Source organism: Rhizobium aureum (genome assembly GCF_030182495.1).
Classification (GTDB): Bacteria; Pseudomonadota; Alphaproteobacteria; order Rhizobiales; family Rhizobiaceae; genus Rhizobium; species Rhizobium tropici_C.
This window is the reverse complement of the sequence record NZ_JAQJCI010000004.1, coordinates 508,363-533,370: the sequence shown is the minus strand read 5'-3', so window position 1 is coordinate 533,370 and position 25,008 is coordinate 508,363. Positions and strand designations below refer to the sequence as shown.

General features: G+C 59.5%; 28 protein-coding genes, 1 tRNA gene and 1 riboswitch. Of the genes, 14 read left to right on the top strand and 15 right to left on the bottom strand.

What is annotated here, in order from left to right; translation table 11 throughout:
* Position 1: 1 nt before the first annotated feature.
* On the bottom strand, positions 2-1,138 hold the full coding sequence (gene gcvT, locus PH552_RS13955; protein WP_112343143.1) for a glycine cleavage system aminomethyltransferase GcvT: 1,137 nt from the start codon (positions 1,136-1,138) through the stop codon (positions 2-4).
* Positions 1,139-1,286: 148 nt separating this feature from the next.
* Positions 1,287-1,374, bottom strand: a riboswitch (glycine riboswitch).
* Between the two features lie 168 nt (positions 1,375-1,542).
* Between gcvT and PH552_RS13950 the strand changes: the two genes are divergently transcribed.
* From PH552_RS13950 to PH552_RS13915, 8 genes are all read left to right on the top strand, one after another.
* Complete coding sequence (locus PH552_RS13950; RefSeq protein WP_112343142.1) at positions 1,543-2,076, top strand: copper chaperone PCu(A)C; 534 nt, start codon at positions 1,543-1,545, stop codon at positions 2,074-2,076.
* Positions 2,077-2,262: 186 nt separating this feature from the next.
* Positions 2,263-3,261 (top strand): RluA family pseudouridine synthase, encoded by a 999-nt coding sequence (locus tag PH552_RS13945; protein ID WP_113251575.1) that lies wholly within the window; start codon positions 2,263-2,265, stop codon positions 3,259-3,261.
* Positions 3,258-3,911 (top strand): HAD-IA family hydrolase, encoded by a 654-nt coding sequence (locus PH552_RS13940; protein ID WP_112343140.1) that lies wholly within the window; start codon positions 3,258-3,260, stop codon positions 3,909-3,911. The genes PH552_RS13945 and PH552_RS13940 overlap by 4 nt, the downstream gene beginning before the upstream one ends.
* Positions 3,912-3,920: 9 nt before the next feature.
* Positions 3,921-4,706 (top strand): ATP12 family chaperone protein, encoded by a 786-nt coding sequence (locus PH552_RS13935; RefSeq protein WP_112343139.1) that lies wholly within the window; start codon positions 3,921-3,923, stop codon positions 4,704-4,706.
* A gap of 69 nt (positions 4,707-4,775) precedes the next feature.
* Positions 4,776-5,246 carry a hypothetical protein gene (locus PH552_RS13930; RefSeq protein WP_112343138.1) on the top strand — a complete coding sequence of 157 codons (471 nt, stop codon included), beginning with the start codon at positions 4,776-4,778 and terminating at the stop codon, positions 5,244-5,246.
* 63 nt (positions 5,247-5,309) lie between these two features.
* The gene (locus tag PH552_RS13925) at positions 5,310-6,842 is read left to right on the top strand and encodes an acyl-CoA carboxylase subunit beta (protein ID WP_112343137.1); all 1,533 of its coding nucleotides are present in this window, start codon (positions 5,310-5,312) and stop codon (positions 6,840-6,842) included.
* 121 nt (positions 6,843-6,963) lie between these two features.
* Positions 6,964-7,356, top strand: a complete 393-nt coding sequence (locus tag PH552_RS13920) for a DoxX family protein (protein ID WP_112343136.1) — start codon at positions 6,964-6,966, stop codon at positions 7,354-7,356.
* A gap of 135 nt (positions 7,357-7,491) precedes the next feature.
* The gene (locus PH552_RS13915) at positions 7,492-7,878 is read left to right on the top strand and encodes a DoxX family protein (RefSeq protein ID WP_112343135.1); all 387 of its coding nucleotides are present in this window, start codon (positions 7,492-7,494) and stop codon (positions 7,876-7,878) included.
* A 7-nt stretch (positions 7,879-7,885) separates the two neighbouring features.
* Here PH552_RS13915 and sugE read toward each other — a convergent pair whose 3' ends face one another.
* From sugE to PH552_RS13885, 6 genes are all read right to left on the bottom strand, one after another.
* Positions 7,886-8,200: a quaternary ammonium compound efflux SMR transporter SugE gene (sugE, locus tag PH552_RS13910; protein WP_112343134.1), complete on the bottom strand. Its 315-nt coding sequence runs from the start codon at positions 8,198-8,200 to the stop codon at positions 7,886-7,888.
* A gap of 146 nt (positions 8,201-8,346) precedes the next feature.
* A complete protein-coding gene (gene fghA, locus PH552_RS13905) occupies positions 8,347-9,183 on the bottom strand; it encodes an S-formylglutathione hydrolase (protein ID WP_112343133.1) in 837 nt (278 codons plus the stop codon).
* Positions 9,184-9,305: 122 nt separating this feature from the next.
* A complete protein-coding gene (locus tag PH552_RS13900) occupies positions 9,306-9,746 on the bottom strand; it encodes a YaiI/YqxD family protein (RefSeq protein WP_112343132.1) in 441 nt (146 codons plus the stop codon).
* A gap of 74 nt (positions 9,747-9,820) precedes the next feature.
* Entirely contained in the window at positions 9,821-10,948 is a 1,128-nt protein-coding gene (locus PH552_RS13895) for an S-(hydroxymethyl)glutathione dehydrogenase/class III alcohol dehydrogenase (RefSeq protein WP_112343131.1), read from the bottom strand.
* 162 nt (positions 10,949-11,110) lie between these two features.
* Complete coding sequence (locus PH552_RS13890) at positions 11,111-13,120, bottom strand: acetyl-CoA carboxylase biotin carboxylase subunit (protein WP_112343130.1); 2,010 nt, start codon at positions 13,118-13,120, stop codon at positions 11,111-11,113.
* 80 nt (positions 13,121-13,200) lie between these two features.
* A complete protein-coding gene (locus PH552_RS13885; protein ID WP_112343129.1) occupies positions 13,201-14,136 on the bottom strand; it encodes a DMT family transporter in 936 nt (311 codons plus the stop codon).
* A gap of 220 nt (positions 14,137-14,356) precedes the next feature.
* Here PH552_RS13885 and PH552_RS13880 point away from each other — a divergent pair, with 220 nt between their 5' ends.
* On the top strand, positions 14,357-14,779 hold the full coding sequence (locus PH552_RS13880) for a helix-turn-helix domain-containing protein (RefSeq protein WP_112343128.1): 423 nt from the start codon (positions 14,357-14,359) through the stop codon (positions 14,777-14,779).
* 84 nt (positions 14,780-14,863) lie between these two features.
* On the opposite strand, the gene PH552_RS13875 is transcribed toward PH552_RS13880, so the two are convergent.
* Positions 14,864-14,948 (bottom strand) — tRNA-Leu (locus PH552_RS13875).
* Positions 14,949-15,186: 238 nt separating this feature from the next.
* On the opposite strand from PH552_RS13875, the gene lipB reads away from it, so the two are divergent.
* On the top strand, positions 15,187-15,903 hold the full coding sequence (lipB, locus tag PH552_RS13870; protein ID WP_112343180.1) for a lipoyl(octanoyl) transferase LipB: 717 nt from the start codon (positions 15,187-15,189) through the stop codon (positions 15,901-15,903).
* Between the two features lie 99 nt (positions 15,904-16,002).
* Here lipB and PH552_RS13865 read toward each other — a convergent pair whose 3' ends face one another.
* A complete protein-coding gene (locus PH552_RS13865; protein WP_162736972.1) occupies positions 16,003-16,164 on the bottom strand; it encodes a hypothetical protein in 162 nt (53 codons plus the stop codon).
* Between the two features lie 646 nt (positions 16,165-16,810).
* Between PH552_RS13865 and PH552_RS13860 the strand changes: the two genes are divergently transcribed.
* A complete protein-coding gene (locus PH552_RS13860; RefSeq protein WP_112343127.1) occupies positions 16,811-17,344 on the top strand; it encodes a hypothetical protein in 534 nt (177 codons plus the stop codon).
* Positions 17,345-17,404: 60 nt separating this feature from the next.
* Here the strand turns inward: PH552_RS13860 and PH552_RS13855 are convergent, their stop codons facing one another.
* Entirely contained in the window at positions 17,405-17,899 is a 495-nt protein-coding gene (locus PH552_RS13855; protein WP_113249969.1) for a peptide deformylase, read from the bottom strand.
* A 440-nt stretch (positions 17,900-18,339) separates the two neighbouring features.
* Here PH552_RS13855 and PH552_RS13850 point away from each other — a divergent pair, with 440 nt between their 5' ends.
* The gene (locus tag PH552_RS13850; protein WP_112343126.1) at positions 18,340-18,729 is read left to right on the top strand and encodes a MerR family transcriptional regulator; all 390 of its coding nucleotides are present in this window, start codon (positions 18,340-18,342) and stop codon (positions 18,727-18,729) included.
* Positions 18,730-18,752: 23 nt separating this feature from the next.
* On the opposite strand, the gene PH552_RS13845 is transcribed toward PH552_RS13850, so the two are convergent.
* The 3 genes from PH552_RS13845 to PH552_RS13835 all read right to left on the bottom strand — a co-directional run bounded on the left by PH552_RS13845 (position 18,753) and on the right by PH552_RS13835 (position 20,983).
* Positions 18,753-19,226: a methyltransferase family protein gene (locus PH552_RS13845; protein WP_112343125.1), complete on the bottom strand. Its 474-nt coding sequence runs from the start codon at positions 19,224-19,226 to the stop codon at positions 18,753-18,755.
* A gap of 12 nt (positions 19,227-19,238) precedes the next feature.
* The gene (locus tag PH552_RS13840) at positions 19,239-20,228 is read right to left on the bottom strand and encodes a heparan-alpha-glucosaminide N-acetyltransferase (protein WP_112343124.1); all 990 of its coding nucleotides are present in this window, start codon (positions 20,226-20,228) and stop codon (positions 19,239-19,241) included.
* A gap of 62 nt (positions 20,229-20,290) precedes the next feature.
* On the bottom strand, positions 20,291-20,983 hold the full coding sequence (locus tag PH552_RS13835) for a DUF599 domain-containing protein (RefSeq protein WP_112343123.1): 693 nt from the start codon (positions 20,981-20,983) through the stop codon (positions 20,291-20,293).
* 198 nt (positions 20,984-21,181) lie between these two features.
* On the opposite strand from PH552_RS13835, the gene PH552_RS13830 reads away from it, so the two are divergent.
* Complete coding sequence (locus PH552_RS13830) at positions 21,182-22,591, top strand: L-serine ammonia-lyase (protein ID WP_112343122.1); 1,410 nt, start codon at positions 21,182-21,184, stop codon at positions 22,589-22,591.
* A 59-nt stretch (positions 22,592-22,650) separates the two neighbouring features.
* Positions 22,651-23,085 carry a DUF1489 family protein gene (locus PH552_RS13825; RefSeq protein ID WP_112343121.1) on the top strand — a complete coding sequence of 145 codons (435 nt, stop codon included), beginning with the start codon at positions 22,651-22,653 and terminating at the stop codon, positions 23,083-23,085.
* A 13-nt stretch (positions 23,086-23,098) separates the two neighbouring features.
* Here PH552_RS13825 and PH552_RS13820 read toward each other — a convergent pair whose 3' ends face one another.
* Both PH552_RS13820 and PH552_RS13815 read right to left on the bottom strand, forming a co-directional pair.
* Entirely contained in the window at positions 23,099-23,374 is a 276-nt protein-coding gene (locus tag PH552_RS13820) for a hypothetical protein (protein WP_075856917.1), read from the bottom strand.
* Between the two features lie 127 nt (positions 23,375-23,501).
* Positions 23,502-24,992, bottom strand: a complete 1,491-nt coding sequence (locus PH552_RS13815) for a D-alanyl-D-alanine carboxypeptidase (RefSeq protein WP_112343120.1) — start codon at positions 24,990-24,992, stop codon at positions 23,502-23,504.
* Positions 24,993-25,008 lie beyond the last annotated feature (16 nt).

Below are 25,008 nucleotides of genomic sequence, written 5' to 3'. Positions count from 1 at the left end.
TTCAACGTTTATAGGTTGGTTTGATGAAAGGCAGGGTGCTGACGACGACGGGCAGATATTTGCCGCGGACTTCAGCGTAGACGGTGGTGCCGGGAGCGGTGAATTCGGTCGGTAGGTAACCCATGGCAACCGGAGCTTCGACGCTCGGACCGAAACCGCCCGAGGTGACTTCGCCGATCTCGCTCTTGCCTTCGGCATCGGCATAGAGTTTGGCGTGGCCGCGCACCGGCGCCTTGCCCTCCGGTTTCAGGCCGACGCGGCGGCGCGATGTGCCGTGATCGAGTTCGCCGAGGATGCGGGTTGCGCCAGGAAAGCCGCCGGTGCGGGCGCCGCCGGTCTTGCGAGCCTTCTGGACCGCCCATTCCAGCGCGCCTTCGATCGGCGTCGTCGTCTGGTCGATGTCGTTGCCGTAGAGGCAGAGACCAGCCTCAAGGCGCAGTGAATCACGGGCGCCAAGGCCGATCGGCTGGACGTCCGGATGCTCCAGCAGCCGCTTGGCGATATCCTCGGCCTTATCGGCGGGAACGGAGATTTCGAAACCGTCTTCGCCGCTATAGCCGGAGCGCGATACGAGGCAGGAGACGTCGTGGAGGCGACAATGGCGCACATCCATGAACTTCATATAGGCGATGTCGGCCCAAAGCTCGGCAAGCACGTCGACGGCGCGTGGTCCCTGCAGGGCGATGAGGGCGCGATCGAGTAATGTAACTTCGCAGCTATCGCCGATATGATCTTGAAGATGCTTGAAATCTTGCTCTTTACAGGCAGCGTTGACGACGACGAAAAGATAGTCGTCCATATGGGTGATCATCAGATCGTCGAGGATGCCGCCCTTGTCGTCGGTGAAGAAGCCATAGCGCTGGCGATTTTCGGCGAGGCCGAGAATATCGACCGGCACCAGGCTTTCCAGCGCAAGCGCTGCATCCTCATATTTGCCGGAGTGGGCGCGGATTGTCACCTGACCCATATGCGACACGTCGAACAGGCCGGCGGAAGATCGAGTCCAAAGATGTTCCTTCAGCACGCCCGGCGCATATTGCACCGGCATATCGTAGCCCGCGAACGGCACCATGCGGGCACCAAGCGACAAATGGAGGGCGTGAAGGGGTGTTGTTTTGAGGGCAGCGGTCTCGTCCAAATGACGCCTCCGGGTTTTGCGCTTATCTCGAAGCGCAGAGCTCACACTTTCGGCGCGACTGCGCCTTGCGTTGAGCCCCCTCTGTCTGTTTGCCTGAGATTGTTATCCCTTCGGCGAACGCTTGCGCGCTTCTCTCCAGAGTTCCGTCTGCCCCTTGCTGGTCCTTTGGCCTGAGAGTTTCCGGGGCGGTTGCTCCTTCGGCACCGGCTTGCACCGGATTCTCCCAACAGGGTTGAGAGCCATTATCCGGTCCCGGCCCAAGATGGCAAGGGGCAAATGTCGCCGCTGAACAAATTTTTGTCGCGCGGATCAATCCTGCGTTCCCTAGTGATTACGGGCCTTTGCAACTGCCATCGGAGAGGCTATCCCTTCCGGTCGATTGAGGAACCGGGCAGGAGATGACAATGAACCGCAACCACGCCGCCGCATTGCTGATTTCGATAGGGGCGTTTTCGCTATCCCTTAGCGGAGCGATGGCGCAGGACAGCGGTGCGATGAAATCCATGCCCGGAATGCACATGGATGCGGGTGCGGCCCCTTCCGCCTCCGCAACCGCCAAGCTGGGCGACCTCGACATCAGCGGCGGCTATGTTCGCGCCATGCTTCCCGGCCAACCGGTCGGCGGTGGCTATATTACAATTCACAATACCGGCAAGACCGACGACAAGCTCACCTCCGTGACCTCATCATCCGCCGGCAAGGTGGAGTTGCATGAGATGAAGATGGAAGGCGAGATCATGAAGATGCGCGAGATAAAAGGCGGCATCGCCATTCCCGCCGGCGCGACGGTGACGCTTGCACCCAATACGATGCACATGATGTTCAAGCAGGTGAAGGCGCCCTTCAAGCAAGGCGGCACGGTGCCCGTGATGCTGATGTTCGACAAGGCGGGCATGGTCGACATCAATCTGCCCGTCGTCTCGGCCAAGGGAAATTGAGCCAGAAAATTATCCTGCCGTATAATTCCGGGTTTCCACTTTTCCTCGAAATGCTCTAAAGCCACGTCAAAAGGCTAGGAAATCTCCGGCCGCGGGGCTGAGCGTCCCGTTGTTTGAATTTGCATGACCCGCCCAATGCGCCTTGCCGCTTTTCCGGGACATGCCGAGGTACTTGAAAGAAGAAGAATGGCCGGGATTGAGCATATTAAGGTCGAGCCTGACGAGGCCGGCATGCGCCTCGACCGCTGGTTCAAGGTGCATTTTCCGGGGCTCGGCTTCGGACAATTGCAGAAGCTGATGCGTTCCGGACAGGTGCGCGTCGATGGTGGCCGAGTCAAGACGGATGCCCGCGTGCAGCCGGGGCAGATGGTGCGCGTGCCGCCGCTCGATGTTGATGCAAAGGGACTGAAGAACGGTCCGATCGCTGGCAATGACCTCAAACACTCCGGTGATGCCGAGCTTCTTGCGCGCATGCTGCTGCATGAAGACGACAAGGTCTATGTGCTGAACAAGCCGGCCGGCCTTGCGGTGCAGGGCGGCTCCGGTCTGACCCGTCATATCGACAAGATGCTCGAGGCATGGACGAGCAAGAAGGGCGAGAAGCCACGCCTGGTGCACCGTCTCGACCGCGACACATCGGGCGTACTCGTCGTTGCCCGCACCCGCGGTGCCGCGCAGAAGCTTACGGCAGCCTTCCGCGAGCGCGATACCAAGAAGACCTATTGGTCGCTGGTCAAGGGTGTGCCGCGCAAGCACGAGGACAAGATTTCCACCTGGCTGGTGAAGGAAGCGACGCCGGATGGCGACCGCATGCGCATCGCCAAGCATGGAGAGGAGGGCGCCGATCACGCCATCTCCTACTATCGCGTGATCGAGACCGCGGCGCAGAGCCTCGCCTGGCTGGAAATGGAGCCCTATACGGGCCGTACTCACCAGTTGCGTGTCCATGCGCTGCATATGGGGCATCCGATCATCGGCGACCCCAAATATTTCGATGACGATCCGAACTGGGATTTTCCCGGTGGTGTGCAGAAGCGCCTGCATCTGCATGCGCGCCATATCGATATCCCGCATCCGAGCGGCGGACGCCTGCGCGTCACCGCGCCTTTGCCACCGCACATGGTGCAGACCTGGAACCTTCTCGGCTTCGATATGGAATCGGCAGAGGAGCCGGACGACGAATGAGGCTGGTCCTTTTCGATTGCGACGGCACTCTGGTCGACAGCGCGCGGCTGATCCACGAAGTCATGGCGCGAACCTTTGTCGCCTTTGGCTATAAGCGCCCCGATGTTTCGGCGACCAAATCGATCATCGGCCTGACGCTGGATATTGCCATTGCCCGTCTGCAGGGCAAGCCGCATGTCGACGACGAAGCGATTGCCATGACGACGCATTACAAGTCGATCTTTCCCGATGTACGGGATGAGGCGGACATGCAGACGCCGCTCTTCGACGGCATCAAGCCACTGATCGAGACGCTTGCGGCCCGCGATGAACTGCTGATCGGCGCGGTGACGGGTAAATCCCGCCGCGGCTTGACCCATATCCTTGAGGTCAACGATTTCACGCCCTATTTTATCGTCTCCCGCACTGCGGACGATTGCCCGTCGAAGCCGCATCCGGCGATGGTGACGGAATGCTGCGACGAAACTGGCATGGATCCGCATGATACGATCGTGATCGGCGACGCCATCTACGACATGCAGATGGCGAAGGCGGCGGGCGCGACCGCCATCGGCGTGGCCTGGGGCTATGCTTCCGTCGAGGAGTTGCTGGCGGCCGGCGCCGATGCCATCGCCCACCATCCGAACGATCTGTTGAGCCATATTCTCTGAGGTGACGCCATGCGCGACCTGTTGAACGATCTTTCCGAAGGTCTCAGCCATCCCGATCCGATCCGCCGCGCGCAGATCCAGATGAAGAAGCCCTTGCCAAAACGCTTCTACAAGGACGTGACGATCAGCGCGGACGAGGGCGGCCACGCCATTGCCCTCGACGGCAAGGTGGTGAAGACGCCGGCGCGGCATTCCCTGGCTCTGCCGACGGAAGCGCTTGCCAGACTGGTGGCCGTCGAATGGGCGCATCAGGTTGATGTCATCGATCCCGCGACCATGCCTGTGACGCGCCTCGTCAATACCGCCATTGATGGCGTTGCGACGGAGAGCCGGGCGGTATTCGACGAAATCGTCCGCTTCTCCGGCAGCGATCTGCTCTGCTACCGCGCCGACGCTCCGGAGCGCCTCGTCGAGCGGCAGTCGGAGCGCTGGAACCCGGTAGTCGAATGGGCAGCGCGCGACCTCGGCGCCCGCTTCATCCTGGCTGAAGGCGTCATGCACCAGGAACAGCCCGGTGAAGCCATCGCTGCCTTCTCGGCTGCCTTGCGTAAGTACGACACACCGATGGAACTTGCCAGCCTCCACACGATTACGACGCTTACCGGTTCTGCGATCCTGGCGCTGGCCTTTGCCGAAGGTTTCCTGCCGCTTACCGACGTCTGGTCGCTTGCCCATCTGGATGAGGACTGGACGATCGAGCATTGGGGCAGCGACGAGGAGGCCGAGCTCCGTCGTGCACAACGTTTTGAGGAATTTCAGGCCGCGACCGATGTTTTTTCAGCGCTTCGCAGTTGAACATTGTTGATTTCCAGTCCTTTATATCGATCTTCGTATCTTAAAAGTTCGTAGGTCTGGACGGATATCATGTCGTGGTTGAGGTCGGGTGCCGTTTCGGCGCTCGTAGGATGTTTGGTACTGGCAGCCTGCTCTAGCTGGTCCGTCGACCCTCCACCTCCAACCTATGCCGTGCGCAGTGCGAGCGTCGTCGCCGATCAGGCTCTGCCGCCGGTATCGCCGGCGCTGGTCACCGCCGTCAATGATCGTGTGAATGCGGCGATCGCTGCAACGACCTACAGTCAACCCTTGCCACAGGTCGCAATCACCGTGCGGCTGACCGATGTCCGCAGGGCGCGCGGCTTCAACCGCGACCGCAACAGCGTCAAGGTCAACATCGACGCGGCGGCGCTAGATGGCGGCGCAGTGGTCGCCATGGCATCTTTCGAGACTAAAACCACAGCCCCCGATCCCGCCACGGCGGATGAGCTGATGGCGGAAGATATCGCGGCGCGCGTCCGTTCCATCTTTTCCCTGACCACGCCGCGGCTGGCGGATTGACCCGGCAGCTTCAAACGGTGTTTGCGCCGTGCTAATCCCAAGCGGTGAAGGAGAGAGAGCCGCATGAAGGAAATCCTGCAGGAACTGGAACGTCGTCGCGAGGTTGCGAGGCTCGGAGGCGGGCAGGTGCGCATCGACGCCCAGCACGCGCGCGGCAAGCTGACGGCGCGCGAGCGCATCGATATTTTTCTCGATGAGGGCTCCTTCGAGGAATTCGACATGTTCGTCGAACATCGCTCGACCGATTTCGGCATGGACAAGAGCAAGATCGCCGGCGACGGCGTCGTGACGGGATGGGGCACCGTCAACGGGCGTACCGTTTTCATTTTTGCCAAAGATTTCACGGTCTTCGGTGGATCTCTTTCGGAAGCGCATGCGGAAAAGATCACCAAGGTGCAGGATATGGCGCTGAAGAACCGGGCGCCGATCATCGGCATCTACGATGCCGGCGGCGCCCGCATCCAGGAGGGTGTTGCCGCGCTCGGCGGCTACGCCGAGGTGTTCCAGCGCAATGTGCTGGCCTCCGGCGTCATTCCGCAGATCTCCGTCATCATGGGGCCATGCGCCGGCGGCGACGTTTATTCCCCCGCCATGACGGATTTCATCTTCATGGTTCGCGACACCTCCTACATGTTCGTCACCGGGCCGGATGTGGTGAAGACCGTCACCAACGAGACCGTTACCTCCGAGCAGCTTGGTGGCGCCTCGGTGCACACGACGAAATCCTCGATCGCAGATGCGGCCTACGACAATGATGTCGATACGCTGCTGCAAGTGCGCCGGCTCATCGATTTCCTGCCGCAATCGAATACGGCTGGTGTGCCCGAGATCGAGTGCTATCAGTCCGTGACGGAGCCGGACAACTCGCTCGACACGCTGATCCCGGCCAATGCCAACAAGCCCTACGACATCAAGGAACTGATCCTGAAGGTGGCGGACGAGGCCGATTTCTTCGAGATACAGGAAAGCTTCGCCAAGAACATCGTCTGCGGTTTCGGCCGCATCGAGGGTGCCACGGTCGGCTTCGTCGCCAATCAGCCGATGGTGCTTGCCGGCGTTCTCGACAGCGACGCATCGCGAAAAGCAGCGCGTTTCGTACGCTTCTGCGACTGCTTCAATATTCCGATCGTTACCTTTGTCGATGTGCCCGGCTTCCTGCCGGGAACGGCACAGGAATATGGCGGGCTGATCAAGCATGGCGCCAAGCTGCTCTTCGCCTATGCAGAAGCGACCGTGCCGAAGCTGACCGTCATTACCCGCAAGGCCTTCGGCGGTGCCTATGACGTGATGGCTTCGAAGCATCTGCGCGGCGACCTCAATTATGCCTGGCCGACGGCGCAGATCGCCGTTATGGGCGCCAAGGGCGCCGTCGAAATCATCTTCCGCAAGGATATTGCCGATCCGGAAAAGATCGCGGCGCATACGAAGATGTATGAGGATCGCTTCCTGTCGCCTTTCGTCGCGGCCGAACGGGGCTATATCGACGAGGTGATCATGCCGCGTTCGACGCGGCGGCGGCTGGCACAGGGTCTTAGAATGCTGCGCAACAAGGACCTGACCAATCCCTGGAAGAAACATGACAACATCCCTTTGTGAGATTGTGACAACAAGTCACGGATTTCACACGGAAAATTGATTGGGCGTCAGAAGCCGTGTTTTCACGTTCTGAGCAGGTCGCTCTATTGCTTCCTGCAGGGAATTGAAACTGGAGTTCAAAATGGCGCTTTCCGATCGGCTGAATCAATATCAGCCCTATGCTCTTACCGTGCTGCGTGTCATGACTGGCCTGTTGTTCATCGAACATGGTCTGCAGAAGCTCGTTGGCTTTCCGACCGGCGGCCAATTTCCAAGCCCGCTGCCGACCCTGCTTCTGGTTCAGGGCATCATCGAAATCGTTGGCGGATTGGCGACGATCGTCGGCTTCTTTACCCGTCCGGTCGCGTTCATTCTCTGCGGCAATATGGCGGTCGCCTATTTCATGGCGCATTATCCGAAGAATTTCTTTCCGGCCAACAACGGCGGGGATGCAGCGATCCTCTACTGCTTCGTCTTCCTGTTCCTGATCTTTGCAGGCCCGGGCCTGCTGGCGCTGGATAACAACAAGAAGTAATCCGCTATTCGCCAGGCCTGGCTATCGCCGGGCCTGGCGAATAAATATGGCTCTCGCGTGTTAATTCCGTTGTCAGCGGAGCGAGAGCACTTTCGACAGGATCTCCTTCGCATTCCCCTTTGAACGGAGATCTTCATGTCACTTTCTGAGCGCTTGTCGCCCTACCAGCCTACAGCTCTCGCAATCCTGCGAATCGTGGCTGCCCTGTTGTTCATCGAACATGGCACGCAGAAGCTCTTCGGCTTTCCGCCGGCGCCTTACGCCATCACGACGCTGTTTTTCGTTGCGGCGATCATCGAGTTCGTGGGCGGCATCCTCATTCTGCTCGGCCTATTCACTCGACCAGTCGCCTTTCTCCTCAGCGGTGAAATGGCGATCGCCTATTTCATGGTGCATATGCAGATCAATTTCTTTCCGGCCAACAATGACGGCGATGGCGCGGTGCTGTTCTGCTTCATCTTCCTGTTTCTGGTATTTGCAGGCCCTGGGAAATGGGCGCTGGACAATCGCCAGCGCCGATAACGATATCTCAGGCAGCAAGCTTCAAGCCTGCAATGCCGGCCACGATCAGGCCGATGCAGAGCAGTCGGACGGATGTCGCGGGATCGCCGAGTAGCCATATGCCGAGCAGAACTGTGCCGACGGTGCCGATACCGGTCCAGACCGCATAAGCCGTGCCCATCGGCAGGGTTTTCACCGCCAATCCAAGCAGCACGATGCTGATGATCATGGATGCGACGGTGAGGACCGTCGGCATCGGTCGGGTGAATCCGTCGGTATATTTGAGCCCGACCGCCCAGCCGATTTCGAACAAGCCTGCGAGGAGAAGCAGGAACCAAGCCATTTTACGCTCCTTGTTAAGAGCGAGGCCGTCCCCGCGGGGGTCTACGGCCGGTCATCTTCCCGGCCGCCGCAGTCGTCTGCGCAATGCGTATATGCCTTTGCCGAAGGCGCTTTTCAAGGCATGAACCGCATGGCAGCCATGCCACATCATCTCGTCAGGCGTTCGGCATGCCACTTCAGGTGATCATCCATAAAGGTCGAGATGAAGTAATAGGAATGATCGTAGCGCTCATGCATGCGCAGCGTCAGGCCGATGCCGGTTTTCTTGATTGCCTCCTCGAACAGCCAGGGGCGCAGGCCATTTTCGAGGAAGCTGTCGGCCTTGCCCTGATCGATCAGAAATTCGGGGAAGCGAGCGCCGTCTTCGACGAGGGCGCAGGCGTCATAGCGGCGCCATCCGGCCTTGTCGCTCCCCAAATATTTCTCCAGCGCAGGTGCGGACCAATCGGCCGTCGACGGCTGGACGATCGGAGCGAAAGCCGAGCAGCTCTTGAAGCGCTCCGGGTTCTTCAGGGCGATCGTCATGGCGCCGTGGCCACCCATGGAATGGCCGAAGATGCCCTGGCGGCTCATGTCGGCCCGGAATTGCTTGGCGATGAGGGCGGGCAGTTCTTCGGTGATGTAGGTGTACATCTGATAGTTTTCGGCCCAGGGCATCTCGGTCGCATCGAGATAGAAGCCCGCACCTTTGCCCATCTGCCAATTGGTCAGTTCATCAGGCACGTCATTGCCGCGCGGGCTGGTGTCCGGGCAGACGATGATGAGGCCGAGCTCGGCGGCCATGCGGCGATATTCTCCCTTTTCCATGACATTGGCATGGGTGCAGGTGAGGCCGGAGAGATACCAGAGAACCGGGCGAGGCTCCTTGATTGCCTGTGGCGGCACGAAAACGGCGAAGGTCATCTCGCATTTGCAGGCTTCGGACTCATGCGAAAAAACGCCTTGCATGCCGCCGAAAGCGGTGTTCTGGGAAATGATATTCACGGCTGGCCTCCAGGCGTCTGGTGAGTTTTAGAGCGTGATGGCTTTTCTTCGAATCGCCATCGCGCTCAAATGTTTTTGATTTTGCATGATCTTGTCCAAAAACCGCTGCGCACTTTTTGGGATCATGCTCTAGCACGCCGGCAGAGCCGGTCGAAGGTTTCGAGGAAGGCGGAGCGGTCGCGCGGAGAGAAGGCGGCGTTGTAGCCCTTGCTCTCACCGGTTTCGCGAAGATGCGCGCCAAGGTCGCGCATCGCCGTTGCCATGCCGATATTGGTCTTGTCGAAGATGCGACCGGTCGGTCCCGTCACGAGCGCTCCGGTCGCGACGCAGCGACCAGCAAGCGGTACATCCGCCGTGACGACGATATCGCCGGCACCGGCACGCTCCGCGATCCAGTTGTCGGCGGCATCGAAGGCATTGGAGACGATGACGTTGTGCACCATCGGGTCCCGCGATGGCCGCAATCCCGAATTGGCGACAAAGGTCACCTCCATGCCGTGGCGTTCGGCAACCTTCAGGATCTCCGGCTTGACCGGGCACGCGTCGGCGTCGACATAAATCATGATATCAAATCTTTTCAACTCTATGCGGCGCTTTTCTCATGCGCCGCATACGCCCAGTCGAGTGGCTTTGTGCCTCAGTAGAGCACGACGCTGCGGATGCTTTCACCCGAATGCATGAGCTCGAAACCCTTGTTGATGTCTTCGAGCGGCATGGTGTGGGTGATCATCGGATCGATCTCGATCTTGCCTTCCATGTACCAGTCGACGATCTTCGGCACATCGGTGCGGCCGCGTGCCCCGCCGAAGGCCGTGCCCATCCACGAGCGGCCCGTCACCAGCTGGAACGGACGCGTGGAGATCTCCTGGCCGGCGCCGGCAACGCCGATGACCACGGACTTGCCCCAGCCGCGATGGCTTGCTTCCAGCGCCTGACGCATCACCTTGGTGTTGCCGGTGCAGTCGAAGGTATAGTCGGCGCCGCCGATCTGGTCGGCCCCGCGCTTCGTCATATTGACGAGATAAGGCACGATGTCGTCGCCGACCTCCTTCGGATTGACGAAATGCGTCATGCCGAAGCGCTCGCCCCAGGCCTTCTTGTCATTGTTGAGATCGACGCCGATGATCATGCCGGCGCCGGCAAGCCGCAAGCCCTGGATGACGTTGAGCCCGATGCCGCCGAGACCGAAGACGATGGCGGTTGCCCCCATCTCCACCTTGGCGGTGTTGACGACGGCACCGATGCCTGTGGTGACACCGCAGCCGATATAGCAGATCTTGTCGAAGGGGGCGTCGGAATTGACCTTGGCGACGGCGATCTCCGGCAGCACGGTGTAATTGGCGAAGGTGGAGCAGCCCATATAGTGGTGGATCTTGTCCTTGCCGATCGAGAAGCGCGAGGTGCCGTCGGGCATGAGGCCCTGGCCCTGAGTCGCACGGATCGCGGTGCACAGGTTGGTCTTGCGGCTGAGACACGACGGGCATTCGCGGCATTCGGGCGTATAGAGCGGAATGACGTGATCGCCTTTCTTCACCGAGGTTACCCCCGGACCGACATCGACGACGATGCCGGCACCTTCATGGCCGAGGATCGCCGGGAACAGCCCTTCCGGATCGGCGCCCGAGAGCGTGAAATCATCGGTGTGGCAGATGCCGGTCGCCTTGACCTCGATCAGCACTTCGCCGGCTCTCGGCCCCTCCAGCTGAACCGTCATCACCTCAAGCGGCTTGCCTGCCGCAACCGCGACCGCTGCTCTTACGTCCATGATCTCATCCCTTCCTGCTATGATTTGGTCCGCGCGACATTGGCATGGGCGCACGGGGCGGCTCAAGCCAAAATCAGACACTTAGCGTCGCAATTATCATGTTTTGGCCGAGCAATCGCCATGCAAGCTTTTTCATATGGCCGCGATGGCGAAGCTTCTCGATCAGGCGAATTCCATGATCACCGCGTCAACGGCGAGGCTTTCGCCCGGCTTGGCGTTGATCTTGCCGATGACCAGATCGCGTTCGGCGCGCAGCACATTTTCCATCTTCATCGCTTCCACGATGGCCAGCGTTTCGCCCGCTTTGACCTCCTGTCCCTCGGCGACGGCAATCGCGACGACCAGGCCGGGCATGGGGCAGAGCAGCAGCTTTGAGGTATCCGGCGGCAATTTGACGGGCATAAGTTTGTCGAGTTCGGCCTGACGCGGCGTGAACACCCTGGTCCGGACAGAGATACCCTGCCAATCGATGCGCAGACCATTGAGCACGGTGCGGATCTGGGCTGTCAGCTTGCGGCCGCCGACGGTGCCGGCCCATACGGAATCGCCGGGACGCCAGTCGGTTGCGACAGTTACGGTTTGGGCGCCGATCTGCATGTCCATCTCGAAGGGAATGGTCACCACGCCTTCAAGCAATGCCACGGGCAGATAATCGGCACCGAGCTTGACGACCCAGCTCTCCCGCAGCGGCGCGGCGGCTGGACGCAGCCGGTCGCCATGGCGTTCACGGCGATTGGATTCGATCAGGCTGCAGGAAAGGGCGGTTGCCGACAGCAAAGCGGTTTGCTCCTCATCCGGCGTCACCGGCGCGAAGCCGTCGGGATATTCCTCGGCAATGAAGCCCGTGGAGAGGCGGCCTTCGCGCCAGCGCGGGTGTTTCATCAATGCGGAGAGGAACGGCATATTGTGCTCGATGCCATCGACGACAAAGCCATCCAGGGCTTCCCCCATCGCTTCGATCGCCTCCAGCCTCGTTGGAGCCCAGGTGCAGAGCTTGGCGATCATCGGATCGTAATACATGGAGATTTCGGCGCCTTCGAAGACGCCGGTATCGTTGCGCACGACCGATGTCTCCGTCTTACCCTCGCGCGGCGGACGATAGCGTGTCAGTCGGCCGATCGAGGGCAGGAAGTTGCGATAGGGATCCTCCGCATACAAGCGGCTTTCGATCGCCCAGCCGTGAAGCTTGATATCCGATTGCTTGAACGGCAGTTTTTCGCCGGCGGCGACGCGGATCATCTGCTCGACGAGATCGACGCCGGTCACCAGCTCTGTCACCGGATGCTCGACCTGCAGGCGGGTATTCATTTCGAGGAAATAGAAGTTCCTGTCGCGATCGACGATGAACTCGACCGTGCCGGCGCTTTGGTAATCGACAGCCTTGGCCAGCGCCACAGACTGTTCGCCCATGGCCTTGCGCGTTGCTTCGTCCAGGAACGGCGAGGGCGCCTCTTCCACGACCTTCTGGTTCCGGCGCTGGATGGAGCATTCGCGCTCGCCAAGGTAGACGACATTTCCGTGAGCATCGGCCAACACCTGGATCTCAATGTGCCTGGGATCGACCACGAATTTCTCGATGAAGACGCGGTCGTCGCCGAAGGAGCTTTTCGCCTCCGAACGGGCGCGCTCGAAACCGTCGCGCACCTCGTCCTTGCTCCAGGCGATGCGCATGCCCTTGCCGCCGCCGCCGGCGGATGCCTTGATCATGACCGGATAGCCGATCTCGCCAGCGATCCTTTCGGCATGATCGGCGTCATCGATGATGCCGAGATGGCCCGGAACGGTGGAGACCTTGGCGGCATTGGCGAATTTCTTCGATTTGATCTTGTCGCCCATGGCTTCGATCGCCTTCGGCTTCGGGCCGATGAAAACGATGCCTTCCTTCTCCAGCGCCGCGCAGAAGGAAGCGCGCTCGGAGAGGAAGCCGTAACCCGGATGAACGGCTTCGGCGCCGGTTTCCTTGCACGCGGCGATGATCTTCTCGGCGACGAGATAGCTTTCTGCTGCAGGCGCCGGACCGATGTGGACAGCCTCGTCGGCCATTTCGACATGCAATGCGTCCCGATCCGCATCGGAGTAGACGGCGACCGTCAGGATACCCATCCGGCGCGCAGTCTTGATCACGCGGCAGGCGATCTCGCCGCGATTGGCGATCAGGATCTTCTTGAACATGCAATCTCCGCCCAAATACTCTATTCAGTCAGTGTTTTAGCCATAAATTGCACCGTCGGTCCATGCGAAGATATCGGCGCTCACGCGGTTTTTTCCGATCGCGACTGAACGCGCTCCCGCCAGATGATGAACAGGCCGGAGCCGACAATGATCGATATACCGATCCATTTGGAAAGATTTGGAAAGTCGCCGAAGATCGCGTAACCGAGAACAGTGGCGGAAATGATCTCGAAATATTGAAAAGGGGCAAGCAGCGAGAGCGGTGCCAGCCGGAAGGCTCTGACGACCAGCATATGCGCGTAGCCTGATATCGAGCCCAGAATCAGCAAAAGGACGAGCCCGAGCGTGGAAGCGGGCAGGGAGGGCTCGAAATCTGCGACGCCGGCGGATGCTCCCGCAAGCAAGGTGGCCGACATGAACAGCGTGCCGCCGACGCCGGCCATGACCTGCATCGTCAACGGCGAATCCGCCTCGCCGACAGCGCGGTTCATGAACAGATAGAGCGCAAAGAGGAAGGCGCAGGCCACAGGCAGCAATGCCTTTAATCCAAAGATCTCGAAGCTCGGCTGAATGACGATCATCGCGCCGACGAAGCCGATGACGATCGCCAGCCACCGCCTCCAGCCGACCCTATCGCCCAGAAACAGCGCTGAAAGGGCCGTCAGCATGAACGGTTCGACGAAATAGATCGCGAAGACATCGGCGAGCGGCATGTATTTGACCGCTGCGAAGAAGAGCAGGCTGGCAGCACCATGCAGCGCGCCACGCAGCAGATTCATCCAGGGTCGCCTTGCCGAGAATGCCGATCGCCCGGTTGTCGTCATCAGCAGCGGCAGTATGCAGACGACCTGAAAGAAGAAGCGATAGAAAGTCACCTGGCCTGGCGACATGCCTTCGAAGCTCGCCATGTATTTGGCGATCGCATCCATCGTCGGCAGCAGGATCATGGCGCTTGCCATGATCGTCATGCCTCGGAGTGGATTTTGTTGTGAGGGAGCGGCGAGAGCGACGGTCATGCATGATCATCAAACACAGGAGGGACATGCAATCAAGGCGCGATCGGACGCTGGTGGCAATAAGCGAAAACAGTCATCGCAAAACGTCACACTTTTCCATTTGGGACAGATCGCAATGGTGGAATGACGCCCTTAGACCTATCTCTGCCTTTGGAAACGGCTAAAACATCAATGCGCCGCACAAAAATTCACCGGCGCGCCCAAGAAAAGGATCGCACCGATGTTCAAACCCGAACAAGAGACGACCGTTTTTTCGGATGAGGGCGACGACACTCTGGGTGGCCGCCTGTCCATGGCCCGCGATGCCGCCGGCATCAGCCTCCAAACATTGGCAAGCCAGCTTGGTGTCAGCGAAGAGACGATGCTTGCCTGGGAATCCGATCGCGCCGAACCAAATCCCTCCGCTCTGGCGAAGATGTCGGCTCTTTTCGATGTTTCTCCGGCCTGGTTGATGACCGGGGCGGGCGATGGTCCCGGAGAGGATAGCGACCAACGGGCACTGGAGGCTATCCGAAACGAGCTTTCGCGACTGCGAACTGCCTATCAGGAAATGGGCAAGCTGATCGAGGCGACCTCTCGCCAGCTCGAGCGACTCGATCACCAGATCCGGCTGCGCAATCTCAGCAAGGATGTTGCGCATTGAACCGTGACAGTTCGCTGTAGTTCACATCGAATCTATAACCGATAGGGATTGAAAACAAAAAACCCAGCCGAAGCCGGGTTCTTTTGGTGCGGTCGAGAAGACTCGAACTTCCACGGGTTGCCCCACAGCGACCTCAACGCTGCGCGTCTACCAATTCCGCCACGACCGCATCGTGGTAGGCCGGATTGCTCCGGCGCGGCTGCATGTAGCAAAAGCATTCGGGGGGCACAAGAGCGATATGTCAGTTTTTTTAAATTCCTTCACAGCTCCTCCGATCGCGCTCGTCCCGATGCGATGGAAACGCCTTAGATGTTTGAATTTCCGCTCGATTGGCGCCATATGTGGACAACTCGCAGGCAGCGGTGGATTTCCACACGGGCGGCCGGCGGCACGCAAAGGACTGCCATATGCTTCGCACCGAACTTTCTCACCAGATGTTCCCTGTCCACGGTACGCCGCCCGTTCGCTGGCGGATCAGCGATGGTCTCGTACCTTATGAAGAGGCCGTCGCCGCGATGGAGGCGGAAGTCGCCGCCATTGCCGAAGGGCGGGCAGCTGAACTTGTCTGGCTGGTGGAGCATCCGCCGCTCTATACCGCGGGCACGAGCGCCGATGCGGCCGATCTTATCGAGCCGGATCGATTTCCGGTATTCGCGACCGGACGCGGCGGGGAATATACCTATCATGGCCCGGGCCAGCGCGTGGCCTATGTCATGCTGGACCTGAAGTGTCGGCGGCAGGATATCCGCGCCTTCGTCGGTGCGCTTGAAGAGGTCATCATTCGTACGCTCGATTCGATGAATGTGCGCGGCGAGCGGCGCGAAGATCGGGTCGGAGTATGGGTCCGGCGGCCGGAAAAGCCAGTGCTACCTGACGGCACCATGGCGGAAGACAAGATCGCGGCTCTCGGCATCCGCGTGCGCAAATGGGTGACGTTTCACGGCCTTTCGCTGAACGTCGATCCCGATCTCGGCCATTTCACCGGCATCATTCCCTGCGGGATTTCCGCTCACGGCGTCACCAGCCTCGTCGATCTCGGCCTGCCGGTCATGATGACCGATGTCGATATCCGCCTTCGCGATGCCTTCGAGCAGGTCTTCGGGCAGACGGTCAACGAAACGTAAGATCGCTTTCCCACGCGCCTTCTCGCGACCCAAGACATTATTCCGATTTCAACGCTGAAGCGGGGCAGGATCAACATCCTGCCCGATCGCCCGCCGCCCTCACAAGCAAGACTCCTGGGCACTTTCTTCGGCAGACACGACAAACTCATCCGGCGTGCCAAGCTTCGCCTTCTCCGGATGATCCATCTCATCTTGCGCCTTGAGAAGATCATGCAGTTGCTGATCGCTGAGTATATTGTCTCGATTGTCATGCGAGGTCATGCGAGAACTCCTTGACCTCTGCAGGCGAGAGTGCCGCATCAGCAACTCTCAGCCGCCGGCGCCTACGGGTTCGGTAGCCGACGATAGCGCAACCTACGCTCAATCCGGAGCCAAGGCGAATCATTTTACTTAAATCATTTTGCCTGACGGAGCTCGCCGCATGGCACGCCTGCCAAGAAAAATGCCCTGGAAGGGAGAGCATCCAGGGCATAGAGAGGGGAACTGCCAGGAAAAGATTAGGGCGATATGCCCGCACTTCAAGGCCCGGATCTCGCGATAAGTGTATCGCGTCAGCAATTGCATCCATCTATAGCGGGTATCGGCCGTCGCGGGCCAGCAATTTCACGCCCAATGCAATTGCAGCCCGAGCACATTGTTATCCCGTGAGTTAACGGGCGCTATGATGCCATATCGACATCGTCGCCTTATCCACTTCCGGATGAAGCCGGTACGCTCATCTAAGACCATCCGCGATTGCCGGTCCTGCCAAGTCTCTCTTTTTGATGGCTATTTTTGTACAGTTTGCGTTCATGTTCGTCCGCATATGGTGCTTCTCGTCGCCCCGGAAATCGCGCGTCGATTGACAATCGATAGGGACGATACGATTAATAGTTTCGACATTCGTCATAGAGCGGAGGAAATGCCAATGACTAGTCGTGCCATCCTGTTGATGTCTTTTGCGTCGCTTGCAGTTGTAGGTTCGATGGGCCTCGCTTCTTCGGCTTCTGCGCTAACCATGAAAGAGTGCAGCGCCAAGTACCAGGCGGCCAAGAGCGCTGGTACCTTGAACGGCCAAAAGTGGAATGACTTCCGTGCGACGCAGTGCAGTGCCGATGCCAGCGCCACCACGACGGCACCGGCAACCACCGCACCGGCAGCTACCACGCCGTCCAAGACAGCGAAGACAACCGCAGCAGCCAAGGTCGATGCCAGCGAGCCCGATGCGACGAAGCCGCCGGCAAGCGAACCGGCAAAGCCGACGACGGCTGCTCCGGCCGGCGTAACCTTCCCGGCAAAGGTTGACGCCAAATATGCCACCGAGACGCCAGGCAAAGGCCGCTTCCATACCTGCGTTGACGCATATAACGCAGCCAAGGCCAGCAATTCGCTCGGCGGCCTGAAGTGGATCCAGAAGGGCGGCGGCTATTACAGCCTCTGCAACTCCAAGCTCAAGGGCTGATTGCGGATCCAGCCAATTGCGGAACGGGCGCGGTCTTGGCGCCCGTTTCGTTTTGCACCTTCAGTTCTGCGTTTTTTCCCATTTCTTCACGAGGCGATCGCGCTTGAGCTTGGAAAGTCGTTGAAGCCAGAAGATTCCGTCCAACTGGTCGATTTCGTGCTGAATGCAGATGGCGAGAAAATCATTCGCTTCCGCTTCATGCAGCTCACCTGAGACATCCTGATAGCGGAAGCGGATCGATTTGGGCCTGACGACCTCTTCGGTCGCTCCCGGCATGGAAACGCTGCCTTCCGTTTGTCGCATGGTCTCTTCCGAGAACCAAAGAATCTCCGGATTGATATAGGTGCGCACGCCATCCTCACGGCTGAGTTCTATCACCACGACTCGGCTGAGGACTCCGATATGCGGGCCGGTGATGCCGACGCCGGGAGCGGCGCGCATCGTATCCAGCAGGTCTTCGACGAGCATCCGCAGATTATCGTCGAAGACGGTCACCGGGGTGCAGGCGGTCCGCAGCAGCGGATCGGGAAAACGGATGATGGAGCGGGTGGGCACGATACTCTCTCGGATGGAAAGACATGGATAGACGATCAGGATAAAGGGAAGATGGCGGCAGTGCCACCGTTCCGCCAGTTCCACAGTCTTTAGGAACTTGCTCCATTATCGCATTGTTTTACAGCGATTTTAAGCAGTTGTAAGAGAGGGTGGAACAAGCTTGAGCCTTCCGAGCGGTACGCAGTTTGCTGGCGCGAGGACGCGATCGTCACGTTGAGGCTTTTCGAACTGCCGCATACCGAGTCGGGCCGAAGTCTGTGGGGAGGCCCGCTAATTCTGTACCTCGCGGTTATCGATTTTAGCCGGCATTTTGTCCTCCCTGGCTTTGAGAGTTGACGTATTATGCTGCATTTGGGGCAGGTTTAGACGCGATAAACCAGTGAAAATTGACTATTACGTAAAAGTCAATATTATGATGGCCAGCAGATAGGGGCGGATTCTTGGTCGACGGATATTATAGCATAACAGAGCTTACACGGGAATTCGGGGTTTCGACTCGAACCTTGAGGTTCTATGAGGACGAGGGCCTTATTCATCCCGAGCGCAAGGGGCGCACGCGCCTGTTCCGGCCCGCCGACCGGCGCCTCATTGCCGAAATCCTCCGCGGCCGCCGCATCGGTTTCACCATCGCCGAAATCCGCGAGATCATTCAGGTCTACAAGGAACCGCCGGGCGAGATCGGTCAGCTGAAGCTGCTGATGAAACGTGTCGATGAAAAGCGCGACGAACTGCGCCAGAAGCGCAAGGATATCGATGATACGCTGAGCGAACTCGACAATGTCGAGGAAGCCTGTCTCGGACGCCTTGCCGAAATCGGCGTCGGGACTTGAGCGCGGGCTCACCGCCAAGCGCCCTATAGCCAGCGACGCGTGCGTTTGCAGTAAAATTCGAATTCGCAGCCGAAGCGCGAGAGGAGATGCATCTCTTCGCAGCGGATAACGAGCAATGTCGTCAAAGCGGCTGCCACGGCCGCCATCGCCACAAACCATAAATTACCGATCATCATGCCCAGCCCCGTCGTCAGCAAGGTATAACCGAGATAGGTCGGGTTGCGGGTGAAGCGAAATGGGCCTGTGGTGACGAGATGCGCGCTGCACCGTTGCGTCAGGACAGTGGTTCGTCTTTCCACCAGCGTCTTGACGGCCCAGACATTCAGCGTCACCGCAAAGGCAGTGAGAAGGGCGCCGACGACCCATGAGATGAGCGCCCAGATGAAGGGCAAGGGCAACGGATACCACCGTTGAAGGCAAAGCGCTGCAATGACGGCAAGGCTATAGAGCAGCGGCGGCCACGGAAAATTCAGCGACTTCGAACGATAGGCATTCATGGAATAACCCTGTCATTGCGCTTCATCCGTGCATTGTATCGCGATTCGGCTTACGCGTTCATCGCTATCTGCTTTGATCGCTCCGGATTGCAATGGCTTGAAGAGATCCTGGGCCTGCAACTTGTCGAGCGTGCATTGGCAGAAGCTGCGGCACATGGTTTCCGTGCCTGACCGCGTGCAAGAGGCGACGCATTGCCTGATGTAGCCGACAGCCGGATCCTGTGGCGGCGCCGGCACGACCAGTGACAGGAGATAGACGAGGCTGAACAGGACGGGCTGGTGGACCAGATAGAAGATGAGGCTGTGGCGGCCGGCGCGGGCGATCAGATTGCGGCCGGGGCCGAATTTCGCCAGATGCTCGAGCCAGCCGAACGATATTGCCAATTGCGCCATGCCGAGACCGAACAGGAATGGCGTCAGCCATGGAAAGAGCGGCACATAGTCGTTCGAGCGCCGAAGATTTTCGGAGAGCCCGACCCACCAGAGCCACGGCGCATCGAAAAAGCTCGAATGCAGCGATAAGGGTGCGATGACATTGTCGATGACGATGCCGACCGTCAGTAGAGCCGCGATGAGAAGGGTGGCGAAGGCCGGCAGCCGCAGGAACAGCAGGCCGACGAGACTTGCCGCCGCGATGCTGTGCAGGATGCCAAAGAATATCCATTCGTCACGCATGCCGATGAAGGTGACGAGCGAAATCGCCGCGGCTGCAGCGACAATCATGCCCATCCGTCGCCAATAGGAGCGCCAGCGAATCTCCGGCGTATTGGCAAGCACAAGGCTGAAGCCCGCCAGAAAGAGGAAGGTGCTGGCGATGGCGCGGGCATAAAGCTTCAGCCAGCCCGTTTCAGCCGTGCCGGAATCGAGATAGCCGAAGAACTCGAAATCCCAAGTGCAATGATAGCTTGCCATGGCCAGAAGGGCGAGGCCGCGCGCCGTATCCAGAATGCCGATGCGAGGCGTCTTGCGAGGGGTGTCCGCGCTCTCGGCAATGGCGGCCATTGAGAAGTCCTTCCGGGCATGAATTTAGATGTTGCGCACCGGTTCGACCCGGCGCGGCTTTGTCATGGCATATCGATATCCATGATGGCCAGACGGGCATCGGAAAAAAACTGCCGGCGAATCAGCACGATGATGATGAAAATGGTTGTGCCCATGAAGACATAGGGGCTGAGGAACCAGCCGAGATAGCCGATGGAGAGAAAGATTGCCCGCAGGCCGGCATTAAAGTTGCGCGCGGCAATGATGTTCATGCGCACCACGCGCTCGGCTGCGCGTTCGGCAGCCAGTGGATCGAGGATGGCATCCTCGCGCATCGGCAGGGAGCCGAAAAGAATGGTGCAATAGTTGAACAGACGATAGGCCCAGCCGAATTTGAAGAAGGCATAGCCGAAGAGGCAGCCAAGTCCGGCTACCTTGATTTCAAAGGCTGCCCTGCCACCATTGAGTATGAACGGCATATCCGAAAAGAAGGCATTGATCTTTTCGGTGGCGCCGAGCAGTGCAAAGCAGCTGCCGATCGCAAAAATCGAGGTGGAGGCAAAGAAGCCCGTGCCGTTTTGCAGGCCCGAGAGAATCTGGGTGTCGATCATTTTCAGATCACGGCGCAATGAATTATAGATCCAATCGCGTCGGCGCTCGTTCATCGCTAATGTCAGGCTGGTGCGATTGAAGAAGCTGGCGCTGCTGGTGATCCAGTTCAGCGCGACCCAGAGAAAGATGAACAGGGCGAGGGCGACATAGTCGGCAGTCGTCATAAAGGCAGATTCTCCAGATCAATCCGATGTCGACTGTAGCGCAGCCCGAGCGGTGCGCAATGGCCTTCTGTTTGCTTCCCCGAATGCCTATATGTAATGTCGCTGCCATGAAATCCGATGTCGGCCAATCGCCGTGCAAGCTTGCCCCGATAGCGTAGCTTTGACGGAAAACGATTTGCCTGGAGGCACAAAAGGTCCATGTTTCTTTCAGTTTTCGATGTGTTCAAGATCGGTGTGGGACCGTCCAGCTCGCATACGATGGGACCGATGTCGGCCGCGAATCGCTTCCTCGACCTCGTGCTTTCGAACGAATGGCCCCGCCCGTCCTCGAATGTGCATATCGCCTCGATCAAGGTGAGCCTGCATGGTTCGCTAGCCCATACGGGTATCGGCCATGGCACGGGCAGGGCAGTCATTCTCGGCCTCATGGGCGAGAAACCTGACAGTGTCGATCCCGATCATATGGATGGCATCATCGACGAGGTCGAGCGCAGCGGGCGCATCACGCCGCCGGGCCACCCAGCTTATGAATTCCAGCCCAAGACCGATCTGATCTTCGACAAGAAGGTGCCGCTTCCCGGTCATGCCAACGGCATGAGCTTCTCTGCCTTCGACAAGGACGACCGCCTTCTCCTCAAGCGCATTTACTACTCCGTAGGCGGCGGCTTCGTCGTCACGGACACTGAACTGGAACAGATGCGCGCAGACAAGAAGAAGCCACCCGCCGCGGGCGAGCGCATTCCCTTCCCCTTTGCCACCGCCAAGCAGATGCTCGAAATGTCCGAGCGCTCCGGCCTCTCGATCGCGCAGATGAAGCGCGCCAACGAAGAGACGCGCATGAGCGCCGAGGAGCTGGATGCCGGTCTCGACCGCATATGGGCGGCCATGAGCAGCTGTATCGATCGCGGCCTCAAGGTCGACGGCATCATGCCCGGCGGCCTGAAGGTGCGCCGCCGTGCGCGCGCCATTCATGACAAGCTGCAGGAAGAATGGCGCAGCAACCGCATCAACCCGCTGCTCGCCAATGACTGGCTGAGCGTCTACGCCATGGCGGTCAACGAAGAGAATGCGGCCGGCGGACGCGTGGTGACGGCGCCGACCAACGGTGCGGCCGGCGTCATCCCGGCAACCATCCGCTACTATCAGCATTTCCACGAGGACTGGGATCAGGAAGGCATTCGCAATTACCTGCTGACCGCAGCCGCCGTCGGCGGCATCATCAAGCATAATGCCTCGATTTCCGGCGCCGAGGTCGGCTGTCAGGGCGAGGTGGGCTCGGCGGCGGCCATGGCTGCTGCGGGACTTGCCGCCGTCATGGGAGCAACGCCGGAGCAGATCGAGAATGCAGCCGAGATCGCGCTGGAGCATCACCTCGGCATGACCTGCGATCCGATCGCCGGACTGGTACAGGTGCCCTGCATCGAGCGGAACGCCCTCGGCGCGGTCAAGGCGGTCACGGCTGCCTCGCTCGCGATCAAAGGCGACGGCCAGCATTTCGTGCCGCTTGACGCCTGCATCGAGACCATGCGCCAGACCGGCTACGACATGAGCGAAAAATACAAAGAAACCTCGACCGGAGGCCTTGCTGTGAATGTCGTGGAATGCTGAGTGTGGACGCCTGCATCTAAAAGCTTGACGCTGCCGACCAAAAGGACTTCAACGGCACCATGGCTTTGCATCTCATCAAATTGTGCGTCGGCGCGGATTCGATCGAGGATTTGCGCGAGTGGGTATCCGAGCGGGCGATGAACGCCATTGCCGCCGGCCTGGAGCCGCATACGACCCATACGACACGCATGGTGCCGAAACGGATCGAGGAACTGCTGGATGGCGGCTCGCTCTATTGGGTGATCAAGGGACAGGTGCAGGCAAGACAGAAGCTTCTCGGGATCGAGACCTTCACCGACGCGGACGGCATTCATCGCTGCCGGCTCATCCTCGATCCGAGCGTCATCGAAACCACCGGCCAGCCTCGGCGTCCGTTTCAGGGCTGGCGTTATCTGCCGCAAGAGGACGTCCCGCGCGATCTAGACAGTCTCGGGGCTGCGGCTGAACTGCCCGCCGATCTTCGGCGGGAGCTCTCTGAACTCGGATTGCTGTAGGCCAGGCGGCTGCTTAGCGCAGCCGCATCATGATCGGCGCACGACCCGTTGGCGCGGTGATGTGCAGATGAATATGCGCTTCCGGCTGCGAATAGCGCCAGGCGCGCGCGCCGTGGCAGAGCAGGATGCCGATCAGATCTTTCGTCTTGTTGCGCGAGCGCGAGCGGCTGAGACCGAGGTCCGCCAGTCGCATCGCCGCTTCATGCAGCGGATGAAGAGCAAAGCTCTTCTGTTTCATCTTGCCCCCGCTATCGAGCGAGAAACCGGGAAAGTTCTCGTTCATTGCCATTTCAAAACCCCGTACACGTTACCAACTCAGGGCCGGCCCGTTTTGACATTCGGGACCGGAAAGCCGGGCGAGACACAAAGCCCGGCCAATCTGCAAATCATGCGGCGCGAAAATCGCGTCCGCACTCCTATTCCATGCTTGCCCAGCACTTCACGCCGGCACGCTTGAGCGCTTTACAGGCATTGAGCGCCGCACTCTGATCTTCGAAACCGCCGAAGCGGGCGCGATAGCCACCATCGAAGGCGACGGCGTAAGGCTTGGCCGCGCGAAGCGCCTTGCCACCTTTGCTCTTCGCCGTATCGAGTAGCTCGCTTGCGCCGCTCTTGCTCGAGGAAACGCCGATCTGAACGACCCAGCCAGTCGGCTCGCGCTCGGCTTTGGCTGTCTTTGCGACTTTCTCGGACTTCTCGGCCCGCTGCAGCTTAACCAGCTTCGTATCGGCCTTGGTCGTCGATGCAGTCGTCACGGTGTCGATTTCGTCCTCATCGCCGTCGTCCGAGGCGGCCACGGAAACGACTTCCTCGGAAGCGGGGCGCTGAACGGGTTTCGCCGATAGCAACGGGTTGCTGGATTGAGGCGTCACCGCTGCGAAGGCGGCCGCGCTGGAGGGATGCGCGTCGGTGATTTCGGCCGTCTCGTCGTTCTTGATTTTCGCACGGCTGATGTCAGCCATGCGCGCGCTGGCAGCCTGAACATTGGGAGCCGCGGTCGGCGCCTGCGCGATAACGTTCGAAGGAATATGTTTCGTCGATGCGAGAGGCAGGTATTCAGCGATCAGCTTGCGCATCTGATTGTCGCGCGCCGGCGTCGAGGCGCCACCCAGGACGACGCCCACGATAGAGCGCCCATCGATCTTCACCGAGGTTGCAAGATTATAGCCAGCCGCACGGGTGTAGCCGGTCTTGATACCGTCGACACCCCGCACGGAGCCGATCAAACGGTTGTGGCCGTTAATGACACGGTTGCCGAGACGGAAGCTCGTTTCGGAGAAGAAGCCGTAATATTGTGGAAAATGTTCGCGCAGAGCCACGCCAAGGCGGGCCTGATCACGCGCTGTCGTCATCTGCGCGGTATTGGGCAGGCCGTTCGGATTGCGGTAGGTCGTACGTGTCATGCCAAGAGCGCGCGCTTTGTCGTTCATCAGCCGCGCAAAGCCTTCCTCCGAACCGCCGAGCATTTCGCCAAGCGCCATGGCGGCGTCATTGGCGGATTTGGTGACGATGCCGAGGATGGCCTCGCGAACGGTCACCGAACGGCCCGGACCAATCCCAAGCTTCGTCGGCGCCTGGGCGGCGGCATTCCTGGAAAAGACAACGGGAGTATCGAGAGTGATGCGTCCGGCCTCCAGCGCCTCGAAGGTCAGGTAGACGGTCATCATCTTAGTCAAGGAAGCGGGATAGTGGAGCGTATCGGCGTTTTCGCTGTAAAGAACATTGCCGGTATTCGCATCAATGACGATGCCGGCATATTTCGTGCCGGCGGCATTCGCCTCGACTGTCACGGTGACCGTGGCCGTCACGATCGAAAAGCCAAGAAGCGCTCTCGCCAGAATCTTACCGGTTTGAGACGACGAAACGGAAAGAATTGATCTGGACACTAAATTACTCTCTGCTTGCATTTACATTCTCGATGAT

What these genes read in the sequence shown, in the direction of transcription:
- PH552_RS13950 (WP_112343142.1), top strand. Translation starts at nt 1,543, where the DNA reads ATGAACCGCAACCACGCCGCCGCATTGCTGATTTCGATAGGGGCGTTT.
- PH552_RS13945 (WP_113251575.1), top strand. Translation starts at nt 2,263, where the DNA reads ATGGCCGGGATTGAGCATATTAAGGTCGAGCCTGACGAGGCCGGCATG.
- PH552_RS13940 (WP_112343140.1), top strand. Translation starts at nt 3,258, where the DNA reads ATGAGGCTGGTCCTTTTCGATTGCGACGGCACTCTGGTCGACAGCGCG.
- PH552_RS13935 (WP_112343139.1), top strand. Translation starts at nt 3,921, where the DNA reads ATGCGCGACCTGTTGAACGATCTTTCCGAAGGTCTCAGCCATCCCGAT.
- PH552_RS13930 (WP_112343138.1), top strand. Translation starts at nt 4,776, where the DNA reads ATGTCGTGGTTGAGGTCGGGTGCCGTTTCGGCGCTCGTAGGATGTTTG.
- PH552_RS13925 (WP_112343137.1), top strand. Translation starts at nt 5,310, where the DNA reads ATGAAGGAAATCCTGCAGGAACTGGAACGTCGTCGCGAGGTTGCGAGG.
- PH552_RS13920 (WP_112343136.1), top strand. Translation starts at nt 6,964, where the DNA reads ATGGCGCTTTCCGATCGGCTGAATCAATATCAGCCCTATGCTCTTACC.
- PH552_RS13915 (WP_112343135.1), top strand. Translation starts at nt 7,492, where the DNA reads ATGTCACTTTCTGAGCGCTTGTCGCCCTACCAGCCTACAGCTCTCGCA.
- sugE (WP_112343134.1), bottom strand. Translation starts at nt 8,200, where the DNA reads ATGGCTTGGTTCCTGCTTCTCCTCGCAGGCTTGTTCGAAATCGGCTGG.
- PH552_RS13900 (WP_112343132.1), bottom strand. Translation starts at nt 9,746, where the DNA reads ATGATTTATGTCGACGCCGACGCGTGCCCGGTCAAGCCGGAGATCCTG.
- PH552_RS13895 (WP_112343131.1), bottom strand. Translation starts at nt 10,948, where the DNA reads ATGGACGTAAGAGCAGCGGTCGCGGTTGCGGCAGGCAAGCCGCTTGAG.
- PH552_RS13890 (WP_112343130.1), bottom strand. Translation starts at nt 13,120, where the DNA reads ATGTTCAAGAAGATCCTGATCGCCAATCGCGGCGAGATCGCCTGCCGC.
- PH552_RS13885 (WP_112343129.1), bottom strand. Translation starts at nt 14,136, where the DNA reads ATGACCGTCGCTCTCGCCGCTCCCTCACAACAAAATCCACTCCGAGGC.
- PH552_RS13880 (WP_112343128.1), top strand. Translation starts at nt 14,357, where the DNA reads ATGTTCAAACCCGAACAAGAGACGACCGTTTTTTCGGATGAGGGCGAC.
- lipB (WP_112343180.1), top strand. Translation starts at nt 15,187, where the DNA reads ATGCTTCGCACCGAACTTTCTCACCAGATGTTCCCTGTCCACGGTACG.
- PH552_RS13865 (WP_162736972.1), bottom strand. Translation starts at nt 16,164, where the DNA reads ATGACCTCGCATGACAATCGAGACAATATACTCAGCGATCAGCAACTG.
- PH552_RS13860 (WP_112343127.1), top strand. Translation starts at nt 16,811, where the DNA reads ATGACTAGTCGTGCCATCCTGTTGATGTCTTTTGCGTCGCTTGCAGTT.
- PH552_RS13845 (WP_112343125.1), bottom strand. Translation starts at nt 19,226, where the DNA reads ATGAATGCCTATCGTTCGAAGTCGCTGAATTTTCCGTGGCCGCCGCTG.
- PH552_RS13840 (WP_112343124.1), bottom strand. Translation starts at nt 20,228, where the DNA reads ATGGCCGCCATTGCCGAGAGCGCGGACACCCCTCGCAAGACGCCTCGC.
- PH552_RS13835 (WP_112343123.1), bottom strand. Translation starts at nt 20,983, where the DNA reads ATGACGACTGCCGACTATGTCGCCCTCGCCCTGTTCATCTTTCTCTGG.
- PH552_RS13830 (WP_112343122.1), top strand. Translation starts at nt 21,182, where the DNA reads ATGTTTCTTTCAGTTTTCGATGTGTTCAAGATCGGTGTGGGACCGTCC.
- PH552_RS13825 (WP_112343121.1), top strand. Translation starts at nt 22,651, where the DNA reads ATGGCTTTGCATCTCATCAAATTGTGCGTCGGCGCGGATTCGATCGAG.
- PH552_RS13820 (WP_075856917.1), bottom strand. Translation starts at nt 23,374, where the DNA reads ATGGCAATGAACGAGAACTTTCCCGGTTTCTCGCTCGATAGCGGGGGC.
- PH552_RS13815 (WP_112343120.1), bottom strand. Translation starts at nt 24,992, where the DNA reads ATGCAAGCAGAGAGTAATTTAGTGTCCAGATCAATTCTTTCCGTTTCG.